Annotated in this window: 20 protein-coding genes; 8 read left to right on the top strand and 12 right to left on the bottom strand. The window is 58.3% G+C overall.

The genetic code is table 11. The features are described 5' to 3' along the window. Positions 1 to 238: 238 nt before the first annotated feature. A complete protein-coding gene (locus ED661_RS20310; RefSeq protein WP_122076534.1) occupies positions 239 to 1,525 on the top strand; it encodes a lipoprotein-releasing ABC transporter permease subunit in 1,287 nt (428 codons plus the stop codon). Next, the gene (locus ED661_RS20305) at positions 1,518 to 2,201 is read left to right on the top strand and encodes an ABC transporter ATP-binding protein (RefSeq protein WP_122076531.1); all 684 of its coding nucleotides are present in this window, start codon (positions 1,518 to 1,520) and stop codon (positions 2,199 to 2,201) included. The genes ED661_RS20310 and ED661_RS20305 overlap by 8 nt, the downstream gene beginning before the upstream one ends. Here the strand turns inward: ED661_RS20305 and ED661_RS20300 are convergent. Then, complete coding sequence (locus tag ED661_RS20300) at positions 2,198 to 2,632, bottom strand: DMT family transporter (RefSeq protein WP_122076530.1); 435 nt, start codon at positions 2,630 to 2,632, stop codon at positions 2,198 to 2,200. The two genes, ED661_RS20305 and ED661_RS20300, sit on opposite strands and share 4 nt — an antisense overlap. Before the next feature lie 258 nt (positions 2,633 to 2,890). Between ED661_RS20300 and ED661_RS20295 the strand changes: the two genes are divergently transcribed. After that, positions 2,891 to 3,298, top strand: a complete 408-nt coding sequence (locus tag ED661_RS20295) for a cytochrome c (RefSeq protein ID WP_122076528.1) — start codon at positions 2,891 to 2,893, stop codon at positions 3,296 to 3,298. A gap of 26 nt (positions 3,299 to 3,324) precedes the next feature. On the opposite strand, the gene ED661_RS20290 is transcribed toward ED661_RS20295, so the two are convergent. From ED661_RS20290 to ED661_RS20255, 8 genes are all read right to left on the bottom strand, one after another. Beyond that, a complete protein-coding gene (locus ED661_RS20290; RefSeq protein ID WP_122076527.1) occupies positions 3,325 to 4,008 on the bottom strand; it encodes a hypothetical protein in 684 nt (227 codons plus the stop codon). 73 nt (positions 4,009 to 4,081) lie between these two features. After that, positions 4,082 to 4,741 carry a DNA-3-methyladenine glycosylase I gene (locus ED661_RS20285; protein ID WP_122076525.1) on the bottom strand — a complete coding sequence of 220 codons (660 nt, stop codon included), beginning with the start codon at positions 4,739 to 4,741 and terminating at the stop codon, positions 4,082 to 4,084. A 17-nt stretch (positions 4,742 to 4,758) separates the two neighbouring features. After that, entirely contained in the window at positions 4,759 to 5,181 is a 423-nt protein-coding gene (locus tag ED661_RS20280; protein ID WP_122076524.1) for a PaaI family thioesterase, read from the bottom strand. 32 nt (positions 5,182 to 5,213) lie between these two features. Continuing rightward, entirely contained in the window at positions 5,214 to 5,978 is a 765-nt protein-coding gene (locus ED661_RS20275; protein ID WP_122076523.1) for a hypothetical protein, read from the bottom strand. Positions 5,979 to 6,578: 600 nt separating this feature from the next. Next, positions 6,579 to 7,211, bottom strand: a complete 633-nt coding sequence (locus ED661_RS20270; RefSeq protein ID WP_122076522.1) for a DUF2971 domain-containing protein — start codon at positions 7,209 to 7,211, stop codon at positions 6,579 to 6,581. 61 nt (positions 7,212 to 7,272) lie between these two features. Then, entirely contained in the window at positions 7,273 to 9,231 is a 1,959-nt protein-coding gene (parE, locus tag ED661_RS20265; protein ID WP_122076520.1) for a DNA topoisomerase IV subunit B, read from the bottom strand. Between the two features lie 213 nt (positions 9,232 to 9,444). After that, positions 9,445 to 10,053: a carboxymuconolactone decarboxylase family protein gene (locus ED661_RS20260; protein ID WP_122076518.1), complete on the bottom strand. Its 609-nt coding sequence runs from the start codon at positions 10,051 to 10,053 to the stop codon at positions 9,445 to 9,447. 120 nt (positions 10,054 to 10,173) lie between these two features. Then, positions 10,174 to 11,076 (bottom strand): LysR family transcriptional regulator, encoded by a 903-nt coding sequence (locus ED661_RS20255; RefSeq protein WP_122076516.1) that lies wholly within the window; start codon positions 11,074 to 11,076, stop codon positions 10,174 to 10,176. 107 nt (positions 11,077 to 11,183) lie between these two features. Here ED661_RS20255 and ED661_RS20250 point away from each other — a divergent pair, with 107 nt between their 5' ends. Together ED661_RS20250 and ED661_RS20245 are read left to right on the top strand one after the other, a co-directional pair. Beyond that, positions 11,184 to 12,056, top strand: coding sequence for a phytanoyl-CoA dioxygenase family protein (locus ED661_RS20250; protein WP_122076514.1), 873 nt, complete (start codon positions 11,184 to 11,186; stop codon positions 12,054 to 12,056). Further along, positions 12,053 to 12,667 carry an HD domain-containing protein gene (locus tag ED661_RS20245; protein WP_254054907.1) on the top strand — a complete coding sequence of 205 codons (615 nt, stop codon included), beginning with the start codon at positions 12,053 to 12,055 and terminating at the stop codon, positions 12,665 to 12,667. Before ED661_RS20250 ends, ED661_RS20245 begins: the two co-directional genes overlap by 4 nt. 55 nt (positions 12,668 to 12,722) lie before the next feature. Here ED661_RS20245 and ED661_RS20240 read toward each other — a convergent pair whose 3' ends face one another. After that, positions 12,723 to 13,592, bottom strand: coding sequence for an alpha/beta fold hydrolase (locus ED661_RS20240; RefSeq protein ID WP_122076512.1), 870 nt, complete (start codon positions 13,590 to 13,592; stop codon positions 12,723 to 12,725). A 184-nt stretch (positions 13,593 to 13,776) separates the two neighbouring features. Between ED661_RS20240 and ppk2 the strand changes: the two genes are divergently transcribed. Then, complete coding sequence (ppk2, locus tag ED661_RS20235; RefSeq protein WP_122076510.1) at positions 13,777 to 14,712, top strand: polyphosphate kinase 2; 936 nt, start codon at positions 13,777 to 13,779, stop codon at positions 14,710 to 14,712. A gap of 105 nt (positions 14,713 to 14,817) precedes the next feature. Then, a complete protein-coding gene (locus tag ED661_RS20230; protein ID WP_254054906.1) occupies positions 14,818 to 16,212 on the top strand; it encodes an MATE family efflux transporter in 1,395 nt (464 codons plus the stop codon). 10 nt (positions 16,213 to 16,222) lie between these two features. On the opposite strand, the gene ED661_RS20225 is transcribed toward ED661_RS20230, so the two are convergent. Further along, positions 16,223 to 16,636: a hypothetical protein gene (locus tag ED661_RS20225; RefSeq protein ID WP_122076506.1), complete on the bottom strand. Its 414-nt coding sequence runs from the start codon at positions 16,634 to 16,636 to the stop codon at positions 16,223 to 16,225. 18 nt (positions 16,637 to 16,654) lie between these two features. After that, on the bottom strand, positions 16,655 to 17,857 hold the full coding sequence (locus ED661_RS20220) for a pyridoxal phosphate-dependent aminotransferase (RefSeq protein WP_122076504.1): 1,203 nt from the start codon (positions 17,855 to 17,857) through the stop codon (positions 16,655 to 16,657). Positions 17,858 to 17,955: 98 nt separating this feature from the next. On the opposite strand from ED661_RS20220, the gene ED661_RS20215 reads away from it, so the two are divergent. Beyond that, entirely contained in the window at positions 17,956 to 18,357 is a 402-nt protein-coding gene (locus tag ED661_RS20215) for a helix-turn-helix domain-containing protein (RefSeq protein ID WP_122076502.1), read from the top strand. Positions 18,358 to 18,362: the final 5 nt, after the last annotated feature.

Here is an 18,362-nt window from a genome sequence, read left to right as displayed (position 1 = left end):
CGGGCCGCATCCTTGCCTGGCATCAAACATCAGTCGACCGTGCCGGGATAGGTTTGACTTGAGGTCAAACCCAGAGTGACCCAGCGTTCTGTTGCTTGCAGGCGGCGGGAAAGCAGGGGTGCGGTCTTTTGCCGATCCGGCGCAGATCAGCTGTCCTCAACCCAAACAAGAGGGGTAGCGACTTGACCCCGCACGGCGGAAGCCTCACTTTGGCGAAAAACTGCGAGCAGGAGCCAACATGGCCAGCACCCCAGCGCCTTTTGCGCGATTTGAATGGATGATTGCCTGGCGGTACCTGCGGGCGCGCCGGGCCGAAGGTGGCGTCTCGGTGATGACCTGGATCAGCCTCATTGGTATTACCCTGGCGGTCTTTGCGCTGATTGCGACGCTTGCGGTGCGCTCGGGCTTTCGCTCTGAATTTGTCGGCACCATCCTGGGCGCCAATGCCCATGTGACGCTCTACTCCCACGGGGAGCTGAACGAGGCCGGGCATTTTGAGCGCACCCTAAAGGATTTTGACGAGATGGCGGCGCGGGTGGCCGAGGTGCCGGGCGTGATCCGCGCTGCACCTCTGGTCAAGGGACAGGTCATGGCCAATGCCCGTCAGCGCAATGCCGGGGTTGAGGTCTTTGGCATTGCCAAGTCGGGCATTCTGACCATTCCGGGTGTGGCCAAAAGTGACGGCGCCATGGGGGATCTCGACCGGTTCGAGGAGGGGGTTGCGATTGGCTCTGGCGTGGCGCGCGAGTTGGGCGCCACTGTTGGCGACCGCATCAAGCTGATTTCACCCAATGGGGTCAAAACGCCCTTTGGTACCAGCCCCCGGGTCAAGGCCTATGAGGTGGTCTATATTTTTACCGCCGGACGTTATGATATTGATCGCACCCGGCTCTATATGCCCTTTGCCGAGGCGCAGAGCTTTTTCAACCGCGAAGGTGTGGCGGATGAGATCGAGGTGATGATTGAAGACCCCGAAGCGGTGGACCTGCAGGTCCTTCCGCTGTTGCGGGCCGCTGGAGGTACGGTTGGGGTCTGGACCTGGCGGGATGCTTCGGGGGGCTTTTTGCGGGCGCTGGAGGTTGAGGACAATGTGATGTTCATCATCCTGTCGATCCTGGTGCTGATTGCGACGATGAATATCGTCTCGGGTCTGATCATGCTGGTGAAAAACAAAGGCCGCGACATTGGCATCCTGCGCACCATTGGCCTCAGTGAAGGCTCGGTGATGCGGGTCTTCTTTATTTGCGGCGCCTTTACCGGCGTCTTGGGCACACTGTTTGGCGTCATTCTCGGCTGCCTCTTTGCCAGCTATATCGATCCGATCTTTTCCTTCGTGAACTTTGTCATGGGCGGTGGTGTCTGGGATCCGTCGATCCGGGGGATCTATGCGCTGCCGGCCGAGCTGAACCTGCCTGATGTGATGTCGGCAGTTGGGCTATCGCTGGGGCTTTCCTTTGTGGTGACAATCTTTCCCGCCCGGCGTGCCGCCCGGCTGAACCCGGTGGAGGCCCTGCGTTATGAGTGAAGCTGTATTAGACCTGAAGGCTGTGACCAAATCCTACAACACAGGCACTGCCAACCAGATTGACGTGCTGCGCGGGATTGATCTCACGCTGAGTCCCGGCGAAATGGTGGCGCTGGTGGCGCCTTCAGGGGCGGGGAAATCCACCCTGTTGCACATCGCAGGGCTGCTGGATGCGCCGGATGGTGGATCGGTCAAGGTCGCTGGGCAGGAGGTCAGCGGCAAGGGCGACGGTATGCGCACCACCCTGCGCCGCCGCGATGTGGGTTTTGTCTATCAGTTTCATCACCTGCTGCCGGAATTCACCGCGCTGGAGAACATCGTCCTGCCGCAGCTGGCCAATGGGATCTCGCAGGCGGGGGCAGAGGCGCGGGCAGAAGAACTCTTGGCGCTGGTGGGCTTGTCAGACCGTGCCGGGCACCGCCCTGCGGCCCTGTCGGGCGGTGAGCAGCAGCGGGTGGCCTTTTGTCGGGCGCTGGCAAATAAACCCCGAGTGCTGCTGGCGGATGAACCCACGGGCAATCTGGATCCCGGTACTTCGGATCAGGTCTTTGCTGCATTGATGGATCTGGTGGCCGGAACAGGTCTGTCGGCGCTGGTTGCCACCCATAATCACGAGCTGGCCGCACGGATGGACCGCCGGGTCAAACTGGAACAGGGCAGGCTGGTTGAGCTCTAGGCCAACTGGGTAATCCAGACCCCCAGCGCCATGACTGAGATGCCCGCGGTGCGCATGAGTGTCAGCGGCGTCGCCTGTGCTCCAAAGAGGCCAAAATGGTCAATCAAAGCGGCGCTGACCAATTGCCCAAGCAGCACAAAGAAGACCGCATTTCCGACGCCAAAATGCGGTGCCACATGGGTGATCGACAGCACATAAAAGGCCACCAATAGCCCGGCCAGAAACAGATGTTTTGGCGCCGTTGGTAGCAGCATCAGGGCGCTGGGCCCCTTGATCAGGCAATAGGTCAGCGCGGCGGCAAAGGCGACGGCAAAGAGCACCACGCCCGAAGCCGCCGGGGAGCCGATGTGCTGGCCCAGGGCGGCGTTCAAAGCCGCAAGAACCGGGATGCCAAGGCCTGCGGCCAACATGATAAGCGCGTAAGAAAGCATGGGATCTCCGGGGCTGGTGGGTGGCCCATTTCTTGCGGACCGATGATTTCGAGTGACTGTGCCCGGGAGCGGCGCACCGGGGCAAGAGCCAAGGGTAAGTTCTGGGGGCCAACGTTGCGTTTTCCTGTCGTACCCAGCCTCATTTGGTGTTTAAATACAGATCAGTGCAAAAGATTTCCCCCGGGCCTTGTGGCTTCACAGGGAAACCGCCGGATTGCCACTGACCAGAGCGCCACCTAGGAAGAAGGAAGCCAATTGATGAAATCCCCACTTGTGGTTTTGAGCCTGACGGCGCTGGTGCTTACTCTGTCAAACTGTGCGCCTGCGGATGTGGATATGCCAGAGCCGAGCGAGGGCGCGGCGCTGTTCAATCAGAACTGTTCTGCCTGCCACGGTGAAAACGCCGATCCGACCACGCGGGAGCTGTCCGTTGGAGCTCCGGATCTGCGCCATATTGCGACCCGCAACAAAGGGGTGTTCCCGCGCGCTGCCATGCTGTCACAAATCGATGGCTATGGGCGTGGTCGCGTAGGTGAGGAACAGATGCCGGAGTTTGGCAACCTGCTCGAAGGGGATCTGGTGCCTGTCGAGGTGGATGGGATCTTTACGCCAACACCGCGCCCCCTGGCAGCACTGCTGGCCTATCTGGAAGACATCCAGCGCTGACCCCAGCGCCGTCAAAGTTCCTGCCTTCAAGTGCAGATTCCCGTCAGCTCGGCGTCTTTCCACGGTAGGTAGACGTCGCTCTGCCGGGTCTTTGGCAGATCAGTGACGGGCATCACCGCCTTGAGCATCTCATGCAGCCGTTTGCTGCGGGCGGCCTGCGGCGCCAGTGCGCGGCAGCAGACGTATTCTTCAACAATGGCGCCCTGTTGTTCAAAGCCATAGCTTAGAAAATCGGGGCTATTGTCCAACTCAAACAAGTAGGGATCAGGGCTGGCACTGTGTTCGGCGGCGGCCCGCAGCGGGTGATAACCGGTGACCCGGCGGTTTTGCCATTGCCAGACATGGGTCATTTCATGGGCCAGTAACATCGCCTCGACCAGATACAGCCGGTCTGGATAGGCAGGCATATAGTCCTCGGTGTACCAGTCTTTGACAAAAAAGATCCGGTTGAACAGGGCGACAGCCGCAGGAGAGGAGGTGACAACCTTCTCTTCCTTCACCGGCGGCAGAATACGCTCGCGGCAGGTGACGCGGGGGCGGGGTTTGCGCCGAAAGGTCACGGCGGCAACTGGCGCCCCCCGCACCAGACGCACCCGGTCATGATTGATGCTGTCGCCGTGAATATCGAACAGAAAGCTGCGTTCAGCCTCGCTCAGTGGTCGTCCGCAGGCGGCAAGCAAGGAGAGAATGACAACAAGGCGCAGGATCATGCTGCGCCTCTGGCGGCTTGTTGCTGATGGCAATGGTAATGCATGTCGTAGATCAAATCCTGGCCCCGTTTTCCTATCCGCAACTCAACGCTAGAACCCGGCTGATCTCCATCAGGGAGCGTCCCGACTGCTCCTGCCAAGAGTTAAAGGCTGCTTGAACCTGGCGCAGTGCGGTCTTTGAGGTCGCGGGCTTGTCGATCACCCCTTCGGCGATCAGCCGTGCGGTGACATCCCGTGACAGGACAAAGCCGTCGCGCCCGGCAAAACGCATCACCATCTGGCCGCTATTGCCGCCCAATCGGCTACCGCGTTTTTTCAGCATCTCCAACAGACCGATGAAGTCCGTGTCTGGCCAATCAGCAAACACCTTGGCCGCGCCGCCCTCCTGGCGCAGCTCCATCAGGAAAATCGCATTGTCGCGCACTGTCTGGATCTTGGCTCCATTGCGCACGATATCGGTATTGCGCAGCAGGGCGTCCAGCTTTTCCTCATCCATAAAGGCGTTTCGCGGTACATCAAACTGATCAAAAGCCGCTTCGAACCCGGGCCATTTGCTCTCAATTACCTTCCAGCTGAAACCGGCCTGAAAGACACATTTGGTCATCAAGGAGAGCCAGCGGTCCTCTGCCAAATTCGCTACCGCGGGATCTGGGCGTTGAAGCTTCGCTTCCAGGGCCTCGGCTCCGCCATGGCGGGTAGCTGAAATGTCAAAGATCTCGTCGAAACTGCGCATGAAACCGCTCCTGCGGGTTAGGGGGCGTAAAAGGTGGCGGTGGCAGTTGCGACGAGTTTGTCGCTGGACTCTTCGCGCATCTCGGCACGGGCAAAGACCAGTGCCTTACCTGCGCGGATAACTTCGGCCCGGCACAGGATCGCGGAGCCGACACCTGGGCGCAGGAACTGCGTGTGCAGATCGGTGGTGGCAAACATCCGCATCTCACCGGCATGGGCAACGGCCGCGAGGACCATGGCGGTATCCGCCAAAGCGGCCAGCGCCTGACCAGATACGATGCCGCCCACCCGTGCCAGATGGGGCGCCAGCGGCATATGCAATACGGCGGCTTCGGGCGAAAACTCGGTGACCGTCAGATCCAGTGACCGCACCCAATCGGCAAAATTCTCGTCCAATATGGTCTGGCCATCTTTTATGCTCAGCGCTGTGGTGGAAGTCATCTCGGCCTCTTTTGCTTGTCCGTCAGGGGAGCCTAACGACCTGATTGGCGCAACTCCACCACAGATTTGCCCAATCGGAACGGAGCCGCAAACCCTACCAGGCAAAGCGCAAAGAGCTGCAGGACCAGGATATAGGCATTGTCCTGCAGATAGTCCCATTCCTGCTTCAACCGCTGGATCTGGGCAATCAGATCCTCATAGGCCTGCGCCAGAATGACAAAATCACCCGCAATGGTGGGGATCCGGCGGCGCAGGTTTTCCACAGCGGCCTCTGTGGGCTCATCCAGGGCGGTAAAGATCAAAAAGGCCTCCGGGTCAAAGGCATCGGCAGTGGCGGCCTTGGCGGTCATTTCCTGGGCGGCACTTTTGGACCCGGCGAGAAAGGAGATCCCCTGCAAAGGCGCGACCTCATCTGTGACCGCAATAAACAGGGGCAGCTCAGCATTGCCGGCGGTTGAGGCGGACAGGAATTCGACCTTGTCACAAAGCACCGCGATATCCGTGTCATAGGCCGGGTCACAAAAGCGAAGGCGAAACCGCGCCGCGTCGCGGTCAAAGGCGGATGTCGCGGCATAGGCCACGTCAATCTGGCGCTCCAGATGGCTGCTGTCGGATTTGTAGATCCCGGCGATCACCGCGGCCAGCGCGCCAATTCCGCCCAAAAGAACCCAGACCAGATCAGCAAACTTCCAGGCCCTATGACCCGCAGGTTTGCGCAGCAGGAAACCCGTCCCGACCAAGCCAATGCAAAAGCAGGCCAGGATCAAAAAGAGCTGGTTGTCGGCGATAAAAATCATGGCGGCTCCTTGGGGCAAGGCATCTGTCGCAACACTAAGAAGCCTGCAGGGGGTCATGCAACAGGGGTGAAGGAAACGTGATCACCCCAGGTCTGCGTTGGTTTGATAGGAGGATCACCAAGGCAGGTAGCGGCGCAGGGATTTCGGAGCCCTTCGCTGACGTTCGCCGCTTTGGAAGGCAACAGTTGTGAGCGAACCCCTGGGCCGCCAGGCCCGCGCCTGACCTTCCCCCCGTGGAGTTCAAGCCGGTTCCCGCAGGGACAAACAGTCTGGGGGACTGTTTGAGGCGAGGACGGGCGGAGCCCTTCGCAGGTGTCCGCAGCTTTGGAAGGTGACAGTTGCAGGTGTTTCTCTGGGCCGTCAGGCCCGCGCCTGACCTTCCCTTCGGGAGTTCACGCCGGTTCCCGTAGGGACAAACAGTCCGGGGGACTGTTTGAGGCGAGGACGGGCGGAGCCCTTCGCAGGTGTCCGCAGCTTTGGAAGGTGACAGTTGCAGGTGTTTCTCTGGGCCGTCAGGCCCGCGCCTGACCTTCCCCCCGGGAAGGCGCTTCACGCCTCCCCAAGGTCAGGCGCGGGCCTTGGGGGGGCGGAAAATTGTTGTCACTTTAGAAAGTTTGAATTTTGTTGTTCAACAATCTTGAAGGATTCAAAAGCTGGGCGGGCAGTTTTCACTGCTACATCTTCATAGTCTGACAGGGCTTTTTTAATCTGTTGGGAAGAAATTTTTGATTCACATCCGATAACCACTTCTTTGAGGCGCATATTCTGATTGAAGTCAGTGAAAAACAAACGTTGCCCTTTTGCCTTTTTGTGTACATCCAAAGGGTCAAGCTTGATGTACATTCTCCATTCTTGTTCATAAGCCCAATGAAGACTTTTTGTGCATTTTGCATACCCTGTCAGATTCTTTAGTCTTTGGGCGCATTTTAGATCAGTTCGATGGATTTTCTGTAGGTGCTCAACATATCCGACACGATCCAAGCCAGATTCGTCGATTTCAAATCCATAACATAGGCCCAAATGGTTGTTCGCATAGTGCGCCCACATCGTTGGACTGTGCCAATTGGAAGAAAAGGAAATAAAGCCACACGACTTTGAAAGGCTTACAATGCTGTCGTGCCACTCGGTCCTCAGATTGCGCTTTTCCTCTCTGTTTTTGCCCTGAAAAGAAAATGGTTTCAGTTCAAAAACATCGTTTACTTCGTCAGGGAATGATATTTTCAAATGACGCATGCATAGGTTCTCTAGAGCATGCGTTTCTGGAGTAAAATAATATAGCCTCACTCAGGCCTCCTCAAACATCCAGCTCCTCCACGAACTTCGCGTTCTCCTGAATATACTGGTAGCGCAGCTCGGGCTTTTTCCCCATCAGACGCTCGACCAGATCGCCGGTCTCGCCGGGTTCATCCTCGTCAATCGTCACCCGGATCAATTTCCGGGTGTTGGGGTCCATGGTGGTCTCTTTCAGATCCTTGGCATCCATCTCGCCCAGACCCTTGAAGCGGCTGACATCAATCTTGCCCTTGCCGCCCAGGCCCTTCTCCATCCATGTGTCCCGCTCGGCCTCATCCAGGCAGTACACACGCTTGGCGCCTTGCGTGAGGCGGAACAGCGGCGGGCAGGCGAGGTACAGATGACCACCGTCAATCAGGGGTCGCATCTGGGTGAAGAAGAAGGTCATTAACAGCGAGGCAATATGCGCCCCGTCGACATCCGCATCGGTCATGATGATGATCTTGTCATAGCGCAGATCATCAAGGTTGAACTTGGTGCCGGTGCCCACCCCCAGCGCCTCGCAGAGGTCGCGGATCTCGGCATTGGTGCCGATCTTGTTAGAGGCCGCGCCCAGCACGTTGAGGATCTTACCCTTCAGGGGCAGCAGCGCCTGATTGTTGCGGTTACGCGCGCCCTTGCCAGAGCCCCCCGCCGAGTCACCCTCGACGATGAACAGCTCAGTTCCGGCGCGGTCTTTGGAGGTGCAATCAGTCAGCTTACCCGGCAGGCGCAGCTTTTTGGTTGCGCTTTTACGCTGGGTTTCTTTTTCCTGTTTGCGGCGCAGGCGCTCCTCGGCCCGCAGCACCAGGAAATCTAGGATGGCACCGGCCGATTTGGTATCGGCGGCCAGCCAGTTGTCAAAATGGTCACGCACCGAGTTTTCCACCATCTTGGCAGCACCCTCGGTCGACAGACGGTCCTTGGTCTGGCCGACAAAGGCGGGGTCGGCGATAAAGCAGGAGACCAGCGCACAGCCGCCCGCCATCAGATCGTCGCGGGTGATGCTGGCGGCCTTTTTGTTGCCGACCAATTCGCCGTAAGCCTTGATGCCCTTGAGAATCGCCGCCCAAAAGCCGGTGACATGGGTGCCGCCCTCGGGGGTGGGGACGGTGTTACAGTAGCTTTGGGTGAAGCCATCGCGCGAGGGCGTCCAGTTGATCGCCCATTCCACATAGCCCGGCTCGCCAAATTTCTCGCGGAACTCCACCTTGCCGGCAAAAGGAACATCGGCATAGACCGAGGCCTTGCCCAGCACTTCGGTCAGATAGTCTTTGAGGCCGCCGGGGAAGTGGAAGGTGGCCTCAACCGGGGTTTCGTTGTCGTCGATTTCTGACTTCCAGCGGATTTCCACGCCCGAGAACAGATAGGCCTTGGAGCGCACCAGAGTGAACAGGCGTTTGGGCTTGAAGCGATGCGAGCCAAAGATCTGCTCATCCGCGTGGAAGGTCACAAAGGTGCCGCGTTTATTGGGGGCGGCGCCGACCTTTTCCACCGGGCCCAGGGGCAGGCCACGGGAAAAACGCTGTTCAAACAGTTCTTTGTTTTTAGCGACTTGCACCACGAGGCTATCTGAGAGCGCGTTTACAACTGAAGAGCCAACACCGTGCAGACCACCCGAGGTCTGATAGGCTTTGCCCGAGAATTTGCCGCCCGCGTGCAGGGTGCAAAGGATCACCTCGAGCGCCGATTTGTCGGGGAACTTGGGGTGCGGATCAATGGGAATGCCACGGCCGTTGTCGGAGATGGTGACCGAATAATCCTGATGCAGCGTCACCTCAATACGGTTGGCATGGCCCGCAACGGCCTCATCCATCGAGTTGTCGAGGATCTCGGCCACCATATGGTGCAGCGCCCGCTCATCGGTGCCGCCGATATACATGCCGGGACGCTGGCGGACCGGTTCCAGCCCTTCAAGCACTTCGATCGAGGAGGCGTCATAGGTTTCGTCGTCGGGCGTGCTGAGAAGGTCGTTTGCCATTGGCGGGGGCTGCTCTTCGGTTTGTTATGGTTGCTGCCATTATGGCAGGTGTTGTGGTGTTGCGAAAGAGGGCCGCTAGGGGCTGTGGATAACCTGCCGGACGGAGGGACGGTCAGCCTATAGGTTCCCGCAAAAGAAAACGAGAGCTCGGATCAAAGCCCCCGTCAGAAGTTGTGGGCGGATGCTAGGGCACAACCTGAACTGCCTTGTAGGTCAGCTGTGGCCCCAGTCCTCGGGGTTTTCGGAATTGTTGGGGCTTAGTCCCAGCACATCGCCCTTGGTCGAACAGCCCAAGCCCAGCACAGTGCGGTTGGCGTAGTTGAAATATGCAGTGACCTGGTTGATTTCGAGTATCTCACCATCAGAGTACCCCTGTTCACGCAGTTCAATCACGATGCCCTGTGTCATGCCGCCTGGATCTCTGGTCAATTGACGGGCGTAGTCCAGCGCCAGTTTTTGCCCGGCATCCAGCGGTGCATCAGCAATGTTGCGCTCCTCGATGGCGGATCGCAAGGCATTTGCCCGGGCGTCATCGCGCAACAGGCGTTTCAGCCCCGAAAAATGATGGTCCACACAATAGTCGCAATCGTTCAAACGGCTGACCCAAACACCCAGGGTTTCCAGGAACCATTTGGGAATGCTATTTCCGCTGTGATGCAGCACGTTCTTGTAGATCGCCATGTGCCCTTCCATCGAATGCGGGCGGAGCGAATGGGCCATCATGATGTTATCAACGTTGCCGTTGGGGCCGGTGACACGACCATATAGCGTTTTCAACTTGCCCGTTGCTTCGCTGAACGGAATGGTTTTGATCCAAGCCATGACACAGTCTCCCTTTTGGCGTCACAGCAAGGTAGCGGTTTCGCTAGAGGTTGAAAGTAAAATTAATGTCGGCAAGATCTTAGAGGAGATCGCACAGCAGGCTGGCTCTCTGGCTAGGGGCTAAGCTTGCTGGGCACCTGCCGTGGTGAGGTAGGTTTTGAGTTTTGCCGCGTTACGCGAGAGTGGTCCGCCTCCGGGGGAGAGGAGGAAATAGCGTTGTACGCCTCTGATCGTCGGGAAGGTCTCGCAATACTGCAGCCCGTAGGCTGCTACCATCTCATCGCTTGCGGGCGCGCGGGCCAGGGCGAATCCAAGGCCCTGAGCGGCAAGCGACAAAGCGATGGATGTTGAATCGACCATTCTGAACTTCATTGCACGCAGATCGGCATCCGGAACCAGCGACAGGATCTGATGCCAGCCGGATCGGTGGGCTGCCACCTCGAACAGGCTGAACTTGGTCAGATCCTCGGCGTTTTCCACCTGTGCGGCGAGTTCGGGACGGACAACGATATGCAGGCTTTCCTGCAGGAAAGGTTCAGCCGTATCCGCAAAATCGGTGACCGAGCCAAAGGCAATTTGCAGGTCTGGCTCGCGCCCCGGCAGAATGGTGCGAAAATCACTCAGGGTCTCGCCGGTGATGACGTCGACGCGTAGCCCGGGATGTGCCGCTTCAAAAGCCGCTAGATGCTCCGGCAGCCAGCTGGCAGCCAAAAGCGTGACCGCCTGCAGTGTAATTGTTGCTTGTGTTTTGCCGCCAAAAAGAGCCGCTGCGGTGGTTTCAACCGAGGCCAGCGAGTGCTGAACTACCGGGAGAAAGGCCGCACCCGCCGGGGTGAGGCGCACTTTTTGAGGCGCCCGTTGAAACAATTGGCGGCCCAGATGCTCCTCCAAAGCTTTCACTTGCTGGCTGACTGCGGGGGGACTCATGTTCAGCCTTTCGGCAGCCCGCACAAAGCTTTCTTCTTGCGCCGCGGCTTCAAAGACGCGCAGCCAGTTGAGGGAGGGAATTCGGGTTTGGGTCATGCATTAGGGTAAGTTGAACTTACCCTCAGTCTCAAGAACTATTTCTGGCAATAGCAGGCCTCGCTGACTTTGATGGGCAAAACCAAGGCGCAGCGAACGAGGACATCATGCAAACCCATCTGACAGCGGATCAGAAAAGACACTATGAAACCAATGGTTATATTTGCAATCTGCCCGTCTTTGACGCGCAGGGCGTTGCAAGGATCCGTTCCGAGATCGAGGCTCTGGAGGCTGCCCATCGCAGCGGTGCTAATGGTCAGGACCTGAACCAGTATTTTCGTGTGAACGGCCATGTGGTGATCCCCCTGCTGGCGGATCTTGCTCGCAGCCCGGCAATTCTGGACGCGGTGGAAAGCATTTTGGGGGAAAACCTGCTGGTCTGGTCGGTCGAACTGTTCATCAAGGAGGCCGGAAGCGAAAAAATCGTCTCCTGGCACCAGGACATTACCTATTGGGGCATGGGCGAAACCAATGACGAGGTGACCGCTTGGGTGGCGCTAAGCGATGTGAGTGAGCAAGCAGGCTGCATGCGGTTCATTCCCGGCAGTCACAGGAATGGCATTGTTGATCATCAGGATACTGCGGATGGGAATAACCTGCTGTCCCGCGGACAACAGATTGGCGGCATCAACGAAGAAGAGGCGTGTCCGGGGGCGCTGAAACCTGGGGAGATGTCTCTGCACCATGGTCGTTGCTTTCACGCCTCTGGCCCTAATCGATCAGATGGACGCCGTATTGGCCTCGCGATCCGCTATGTCACGCCAGAGGTGCGCGAGGGGCTGCCAGGACGTGACTATGCAATGCTGGTGCGCGGCAGTGATGAGGCCCGTGGCTGGGTCAATATCGCCGGACCACGAGACCTGTTTCACGCCGCTGATTTGTCGCTCTATGACAAGATCCTTCGGGATCAGCAGTCCACACTGACAGCTGGCGCGGAAAACAACGTTGCGCTCTACGCAGGAAAGGGAGCCGAGGCATGAGCCAGGCAGATCAAGACTACAAAGTATCTTTCACCCAGATGAAAGACGGCACCAAGGAAGAATATTTGAAGCTGGCCGAGCTTGAACGTCCCTATCATGCCCTTACCGCTGATCGGGTGATGGATGAGATGCGCCGCCAGGGGGAGGTCTCGCTGGAGGGCTATCAGATCACCCGGCTGCAACACGGGCTGCAGTCCGCCACCCGGGCCGAGGCCGATGGGGTGGATATCGACTGGGTTGTTGCGGCGCTGTTGCATGACATCGGTGATGGGTTGGCGCCCCAGAACCATGATCGTTTCTCAGCCGAGGTGATCCGGCCCTTTGTCCGCTGGGAGGTTTCCTGGTGCATCGAACATCACGGCATCTTCCAGATGCTGTACTACGCACGTCACTACAATTGGGATGAAAACGCGCGGGATGAGTTCAAAGATCACCCCTGTTTTGCGACCTGTGCCACCTTCTGCGAGCGCTGGGATCAAAGCGCCTTTGACCCTGAGTACCCGATGAAACCGCTTTCGTATTTTGAACCCATGGTCCGTGAGGTTTTTGCCCGCAAGGCCTATGATCCGGAGGTGATCCAAGAGGGTGTTTCAATAGGGCTGAATTTCTGACACTGCGGCGTTGCCGTGTCCAACCCTGGGGGATCTTTGATCCCGCTGGTCTGACTCAGGCATGCCAGTCGAGAATGGCCTGAGCAACATCACCGGGTTGTTGGTGGTGTAGCCAGTGGTCACAGCCCGCCAGCGTGACGCGGGTAAGATCGGGGGCGAAGTCTTCCAACCCTTGGGTCGTTTCTGGCAGCAGCGCTGTATCTCCATCCCCCCAGAGCAAAAGGTGGGGTTGGCGAACCATCAGGCGCTCCACCGGCAGGGGGGGCATGGCGATCGGCTGTCCCGGGCTGCCGACCTGAAGCGGCGAGGCTCGGTACCAGTTGACCATGGCCTCCAGCCTGCCTGGACGGGACCATTCCGCCTTGTAGGTTTGTAGCAAGGCACCAGAAAGCCAGGACATATCCATATGGGTAGCAAACAGCTTCTGGAGTTTTTCAAACCCATTGGCGCTTAGTTCTGCCTCGACACCGGGTTGTCGAAGCCAGGTGATGTATTGTGAGGCAGCTGTCTGCGCGCCACCCGCGGCCAGGGCACGCTGGAAAGGGACCGGGTGCACCCCATTGGCGATGATCAAGCGGTCAACCAACTGCGGGTGAAACATGGCCAGCCCATAGGCAATGGCGGCGCCCCAGTCATGACCAAAGACCGTAACGGGGCGGTTCTGGGGGCTGATCAGGGCAGCCATATCGCCAACAAGCTCAGCTGCGGTATAGTTTTCAACGCCTTTTGGTGCCCAGCTTTGACCAAACCCGCGTTGATCGGGCGCGATACAGTGAAACCTCTGGCTCAGACGCTGCGCCACCTGCTGCCAGGCGCCGCCATATTCCGGAAAGCCATGCAGCATCAGCAACGGCGGCAGATTGGGATCTCCCCAGCGGCGGACATAGAAGGGCTGCCCTTTCAGCGTTTCAAAACTCCCCTGCATCTGATCCTCTCCTTGCTTTGGGAAAGGCTGGGCGCTGGCCAAGTCTCACACAAGCAAACCGTCGCGTCACCTGCGGGAAGAAAAAGAAAAAATGCACCAGATATGACAGTTTTTTGACACAGGTCAGCGCGGCGCTGTTCCGGAAGAATTAGGATCCCGGCGAACAGAAAACAAAGGGACAAAAATGACAGAAGCCACTGCCAACTCTCCGATTGCACCAACCGAATTTACCGAAGTCACGACTGCCGCGAATACAGCCCCCAAGGGGCCTTCGCCCGAAGAGATCCACAGCGCTTTTGAAAGCGGTCGCTACCCCTACAAGAAGAAGATGGGGCGCCGCGTTTATGAGGCTGAAAAGGCGCGTCTGCAGGCGGAGCTGTTGAAGGTTCAGCTTTGGGCGCAGGAGACCGGCCAGAAATTTGCCATGGTCTTTGAAGGACGCGATGCTGCGGGTAAGGGCGGTACGATCAAGCGCTTTACCGAGCACCTGAACCCGCGTTCGGCCCGTGTTGTGGCCTTGAACAAACCCACCGACGAAGAGCGTGGTCAGTGGTATTTTCAGCGTTATATCAATCATCTGCCGACCAATGGTGAGATCGTTCTCTATGACCGCTCTTGGTACAACCGCGCCGGTGTTGAGCGTGTCATGGGGTTCTGTGAGCCTGATGAGTACTTGGAATTCATGCGTCAGACGCCTGAACTGGAGCGGATGCTGGTGCGCTCGAATGTGCGGCTTTACAAGTACTGGTTCTCAGTGACCCAGGAAGAGCAGCTGCGCCGGTTCAAATCGCGTGAGACCGATCCGCTAAAACAGTGGAAGCTGTCGCCAATCGATAAGGCCTCATTGGACAAATGGGATGACTACACCGAGGCCAAGGAGGCGATGTTCTTTTACACAGACACTGCCGATGCGCCCTGGACCGTGATCAAATCTAACTGCAAGAAACGCGCGCGTCTGAACTGTATGCGTCATTTCCTGAGTACCCTGGACTATCCTGGCAAAGATCACTCGATCGCCCAGGATCCCGATCCGCTGATCGTGGGGCAGGCGCATCATGTGATCCACCGCTCTGATCACATCCTGGGTAAGGCTCTGCATCCAGAAACCAAATCGCGCTAATCTGCCATCTCCTGCCGCCCTTGTCTGAGGGCGGTAGTTTGAACTGAAGTGTTCTGCTGCGTTCTCGGTGCTTGCCGGGGGCGCAGTACCTGCTAAGACTGCCCTATGGTAGAACAGTTCAACACCCCTATGTCCACGCCCAGGATGACCACAGCTGGCCACCTGCGGGCTGTATCCCTGCTTGGTTTTCCGCTGGTTGGCGGCCATGTGGCGCAATTTGCCATTGGCATGACGGATTCCATCATGCTGGGCTGGTATGGGGCCGCAGCCCTGGCTGCGGTGACTTTGGCGGGCTCCTATTTCTTTGTGTTCTTCCTTATGGGCGCAGGATTCGCCATTGCGGTGATGCCGCTGGTGGCGGCGGCTGCCGGCGCGGGCGAAGAGCGCCAGATCCGGCGCGCAACCCGCATGGGGCTGTGGCTGTCGCTGCTCTATGGCGTGGCAGCGATGCCGGTGCTGCTGTTTTCAGAACAGATCCTGTTAGCGCTGGGGCAAAAGCCCGAAGTGGCAGGGCCTGCCTCGGACTATTTGCAACTGGCGGGCTGGGGGCTGTTCCCGGCGCTGTTGGTTATGGTGTTTAAATCCTATCTTGCGGCACTGGAGCGCACTCAGATCGTGCTGTGGATCACCATTTTGGCGGCTGTGGTCAACGGGCTAGTCAATTATGCGCTGATCTTTGGCAACTGGGGCGCGCCCGAGCTGGGCATCGCCGGGGCGGCCTATGCCTCGATTGCGACCCAGACGGTGTCCTTGCTGGCGGTGGGCGCCTATGCGCTATGGGTACTGCCGGAACATGAGATCCTGAAGAATTTCCATCGCCCGGATTGGGAGATGTTTGCACGTGTCTTTAAACTGGGCATGCCCATAGGCCTAACCAACCTCAGCGAAGTCAGCCTCTTTGCGGCCTCAGCGATGATGATGGGCTGGCTGGGGACCATTACGCTGGCCGCCCATGGTGTGGCGATGACCCTGGCAGGGCTGACCTTCATGGTGCATCTGGGGCTGAGTAACGCCGCTACCATTCGTGCTGGGAATGCCTATGGGCGCGGTGATCGGGCCCATATGGCGCTGGGCGCTCAGGTGGTGATTGTGCTGTCGCTTGCGATGGCGTTGATTGGCATCGCGGCCTTCCTGCTGTTCCCGGATCAGCTGATATCGCTGTTTCTGGATCCCAGTGATCCCAACAAGCCCGAAATTCTGATTGTCGGTGCCAGCCTTTTGGCGATGGCAGCATTGTTCCAATTGGCCGATGGCATGCAGGTCATTGCGTTGGGCGTGTTGCGCGGGGTGCAGGACACCAATTGGCCCATGGTGATTGCGGCGCTCAGCTACTGGGCGATTGGCGTTCCGGCCTCTTATATCTTTGGCTTTACTTTCGGCTGGGGCGGCGTTGGGGTTTGGTCCGGGCTGGTGCTGGGGCTCAGCTTTGCTGGCGTCTTCCTAATGCTGCGCTTCTGGCGCCATTCCATCAAACGCACTCCTGAGAAAATGGCAGCCTAGGCTGCAGTGTTTACTCGGGCTTTTTGCCCTTCATCAGCCGGTCCGCCTTTTTGCGCACCAAAACGCTGCGCAGGTCATGCATGGTCAGCAACAGATCATCGGTGACGGCCTCGAGCTGCTCATCCGTGGCCTTGGTCTGGGCCCAATGGGCGGTGAGGTTCAAATGATCCACCGCCCGTTTGATATCGTCGATGTCCCTTGCCGCCAGCACCGACTGGCGCTCTGCCATCCAGGATTTGATCTCCGCCAGATCCCGCTCTGACAAGACACGGCCGCCATGGGGCTTGATCTCACCATTGCGGATGTTGATGGCTGCGATCTGATCCATGTCGATGCGCCGTTGCCGGTTTTCGGTATCTACCCGAAATACAAAGGCCCCGTTTTCACGGACACGAAAGAAGTACTCGGGCAGCATCCCAGCCATTCAACAGGTTCCTTTGACTTAGGTCAGCGCGGCGCAGAATGCAGCGATGCGGGCACAGGCCTTCGTGAGGGCCTCGTCGGAGGTGGCATAGCTGACCCGGAAGTTGGGCGACAGACCAAAGGCGGCCCCAAAGACCACTGCGACATCCGCTTCGGCCAAGAGTGCTTTGGCAAAAGCCTCATCATCCTCGATCACTGTGCCCTTAGGCGTTGTCTTGCCAATCAGCCCCTCAATAGATGGGTAGACGTAAAACGCGCCTTCGGGCGTTGGGCAGGTCACGCCATCGATCGCGTTCAGTGCTGCCACCACCAGATCGCGCCGCCGTTTAAAGGCGACATTGTTGCTCGCCAGGAAATCCTGCGGGCCATTCAGGGCCTCAACGGCGGCCCATTGGCTGATCGAGGAAGGGTTGGAGGTGGACTGCGACTGCACCTTGCGCATGGCGGCAATCAGATGTTGCGGGCCTGCAGCATAGCCAATCCGCCAGCCAGTCATGGCATAGCCCTTGGAGACACCGTTGCAAGTGAGGGTGCGCTCATAGAGACCGGGCTCCACCTGAGCGGGGGTGGCAAATTCAAAGCCATCAAAAACCAGATGCTCATACATATCATCTGACATCACCCAGACATGGGGGTGACGCATCAGCACATCTGTCAGGGCCTTCAGCTCAGACTGGCTATAGCCGGCACCGCTGGGGTTGGAGGGGGAGTTGAAGATAAACCATTTGGTCTTGGGGGTGATGGCCGCCTCCAGCTGCTCTGGCGTCAGCTTGAAATTGGTTTCAAGGCTGGCCTCGACTGCAACCGGCGTGCCGCCGGCCAGCAGCACCATGTCGGGGTAGCTCACCCAATAGGGGGCCGGGATGATCACCTCATCACCAGGGTTCAGCGTTGCCATCAGCGCATTATACAGCGTCTGTTTGCCACCGGTCCCAACAGAGACCTGGGCCGGTTCGTAAGATAGGCCGTTTTCACGCTCAAGCTTGGTGCAGATCGCCTGTTTCAGCTCGATGATGCCATCGGGGGCAGTGTATTTTGTCTTGCCTGCCGCGATGGCCGCCACGGCGGCATCCTTGATGTTCTGGGGCGTGTCAAAGTCAGGTTCTCCGGCGCTTAGCCCTATGACGTCACGACCTGCGGCGCGCAGCTCTGCGGCCATGGCAGTGATCGCGATAGTGGGCGACGGTTTTACACGCTCGAGGGTCTTGGAGAGGAAAGACATGGCGGCTGGTCCCTGTTTGAATGTTCTTGGCAACTGTCATAGGGTGCCACCAAATCTCGATCAAGCAACATTGACAAAGACCTGAACGGAGATCGCATATGTCTGACGAAACAACGGATTGGTTTGGACCTGAGGCCGCAACATTTGGCGATCGCGTTGCCGCTGCCCGCGAGGCTGCCGACATGACGCAGGCGCAATTGGCGCGCCGCCTTGGGGTCAAGAAAACCACTTTGATGGGCTGGGAGCAGGATCTGTCAGAACCCCGCGCCAACAAGCTGTCGATGGTATCCGGTCTGTTAAATGTCTCGATGTCCTGGCTTTTGACCGGCGAGGGCGAAGGCATGTCCGAGCCGAATGAAATGGATGTTGAGGTGGGCGATTTTGCCGGTGTGCTGCAAGAGCTGCGTGGCCTGCGCAATGAGATGCGCAGCAACGCCGAGCGCGCTGCCCGGTTGGAAAAGAAACTGCGCACGATCATCCAAAGTGCCACCACCACATGAGGTCG

Origin of the sequence: Pseudophaeobacter sp. EL27 (genome assembly GCF_900313025.1) — a bacterium.
GTDB lineage: Bacteria > Pseudomonadota > Alphaproteobacteria > Rhodobacterales > Rhodobacteraceae > Pseudophaeobacter.
Note: the sequence above shows the minus strand (reverse complement) of the source record. Positions and strands in the feature narration are given on the sequence as shown.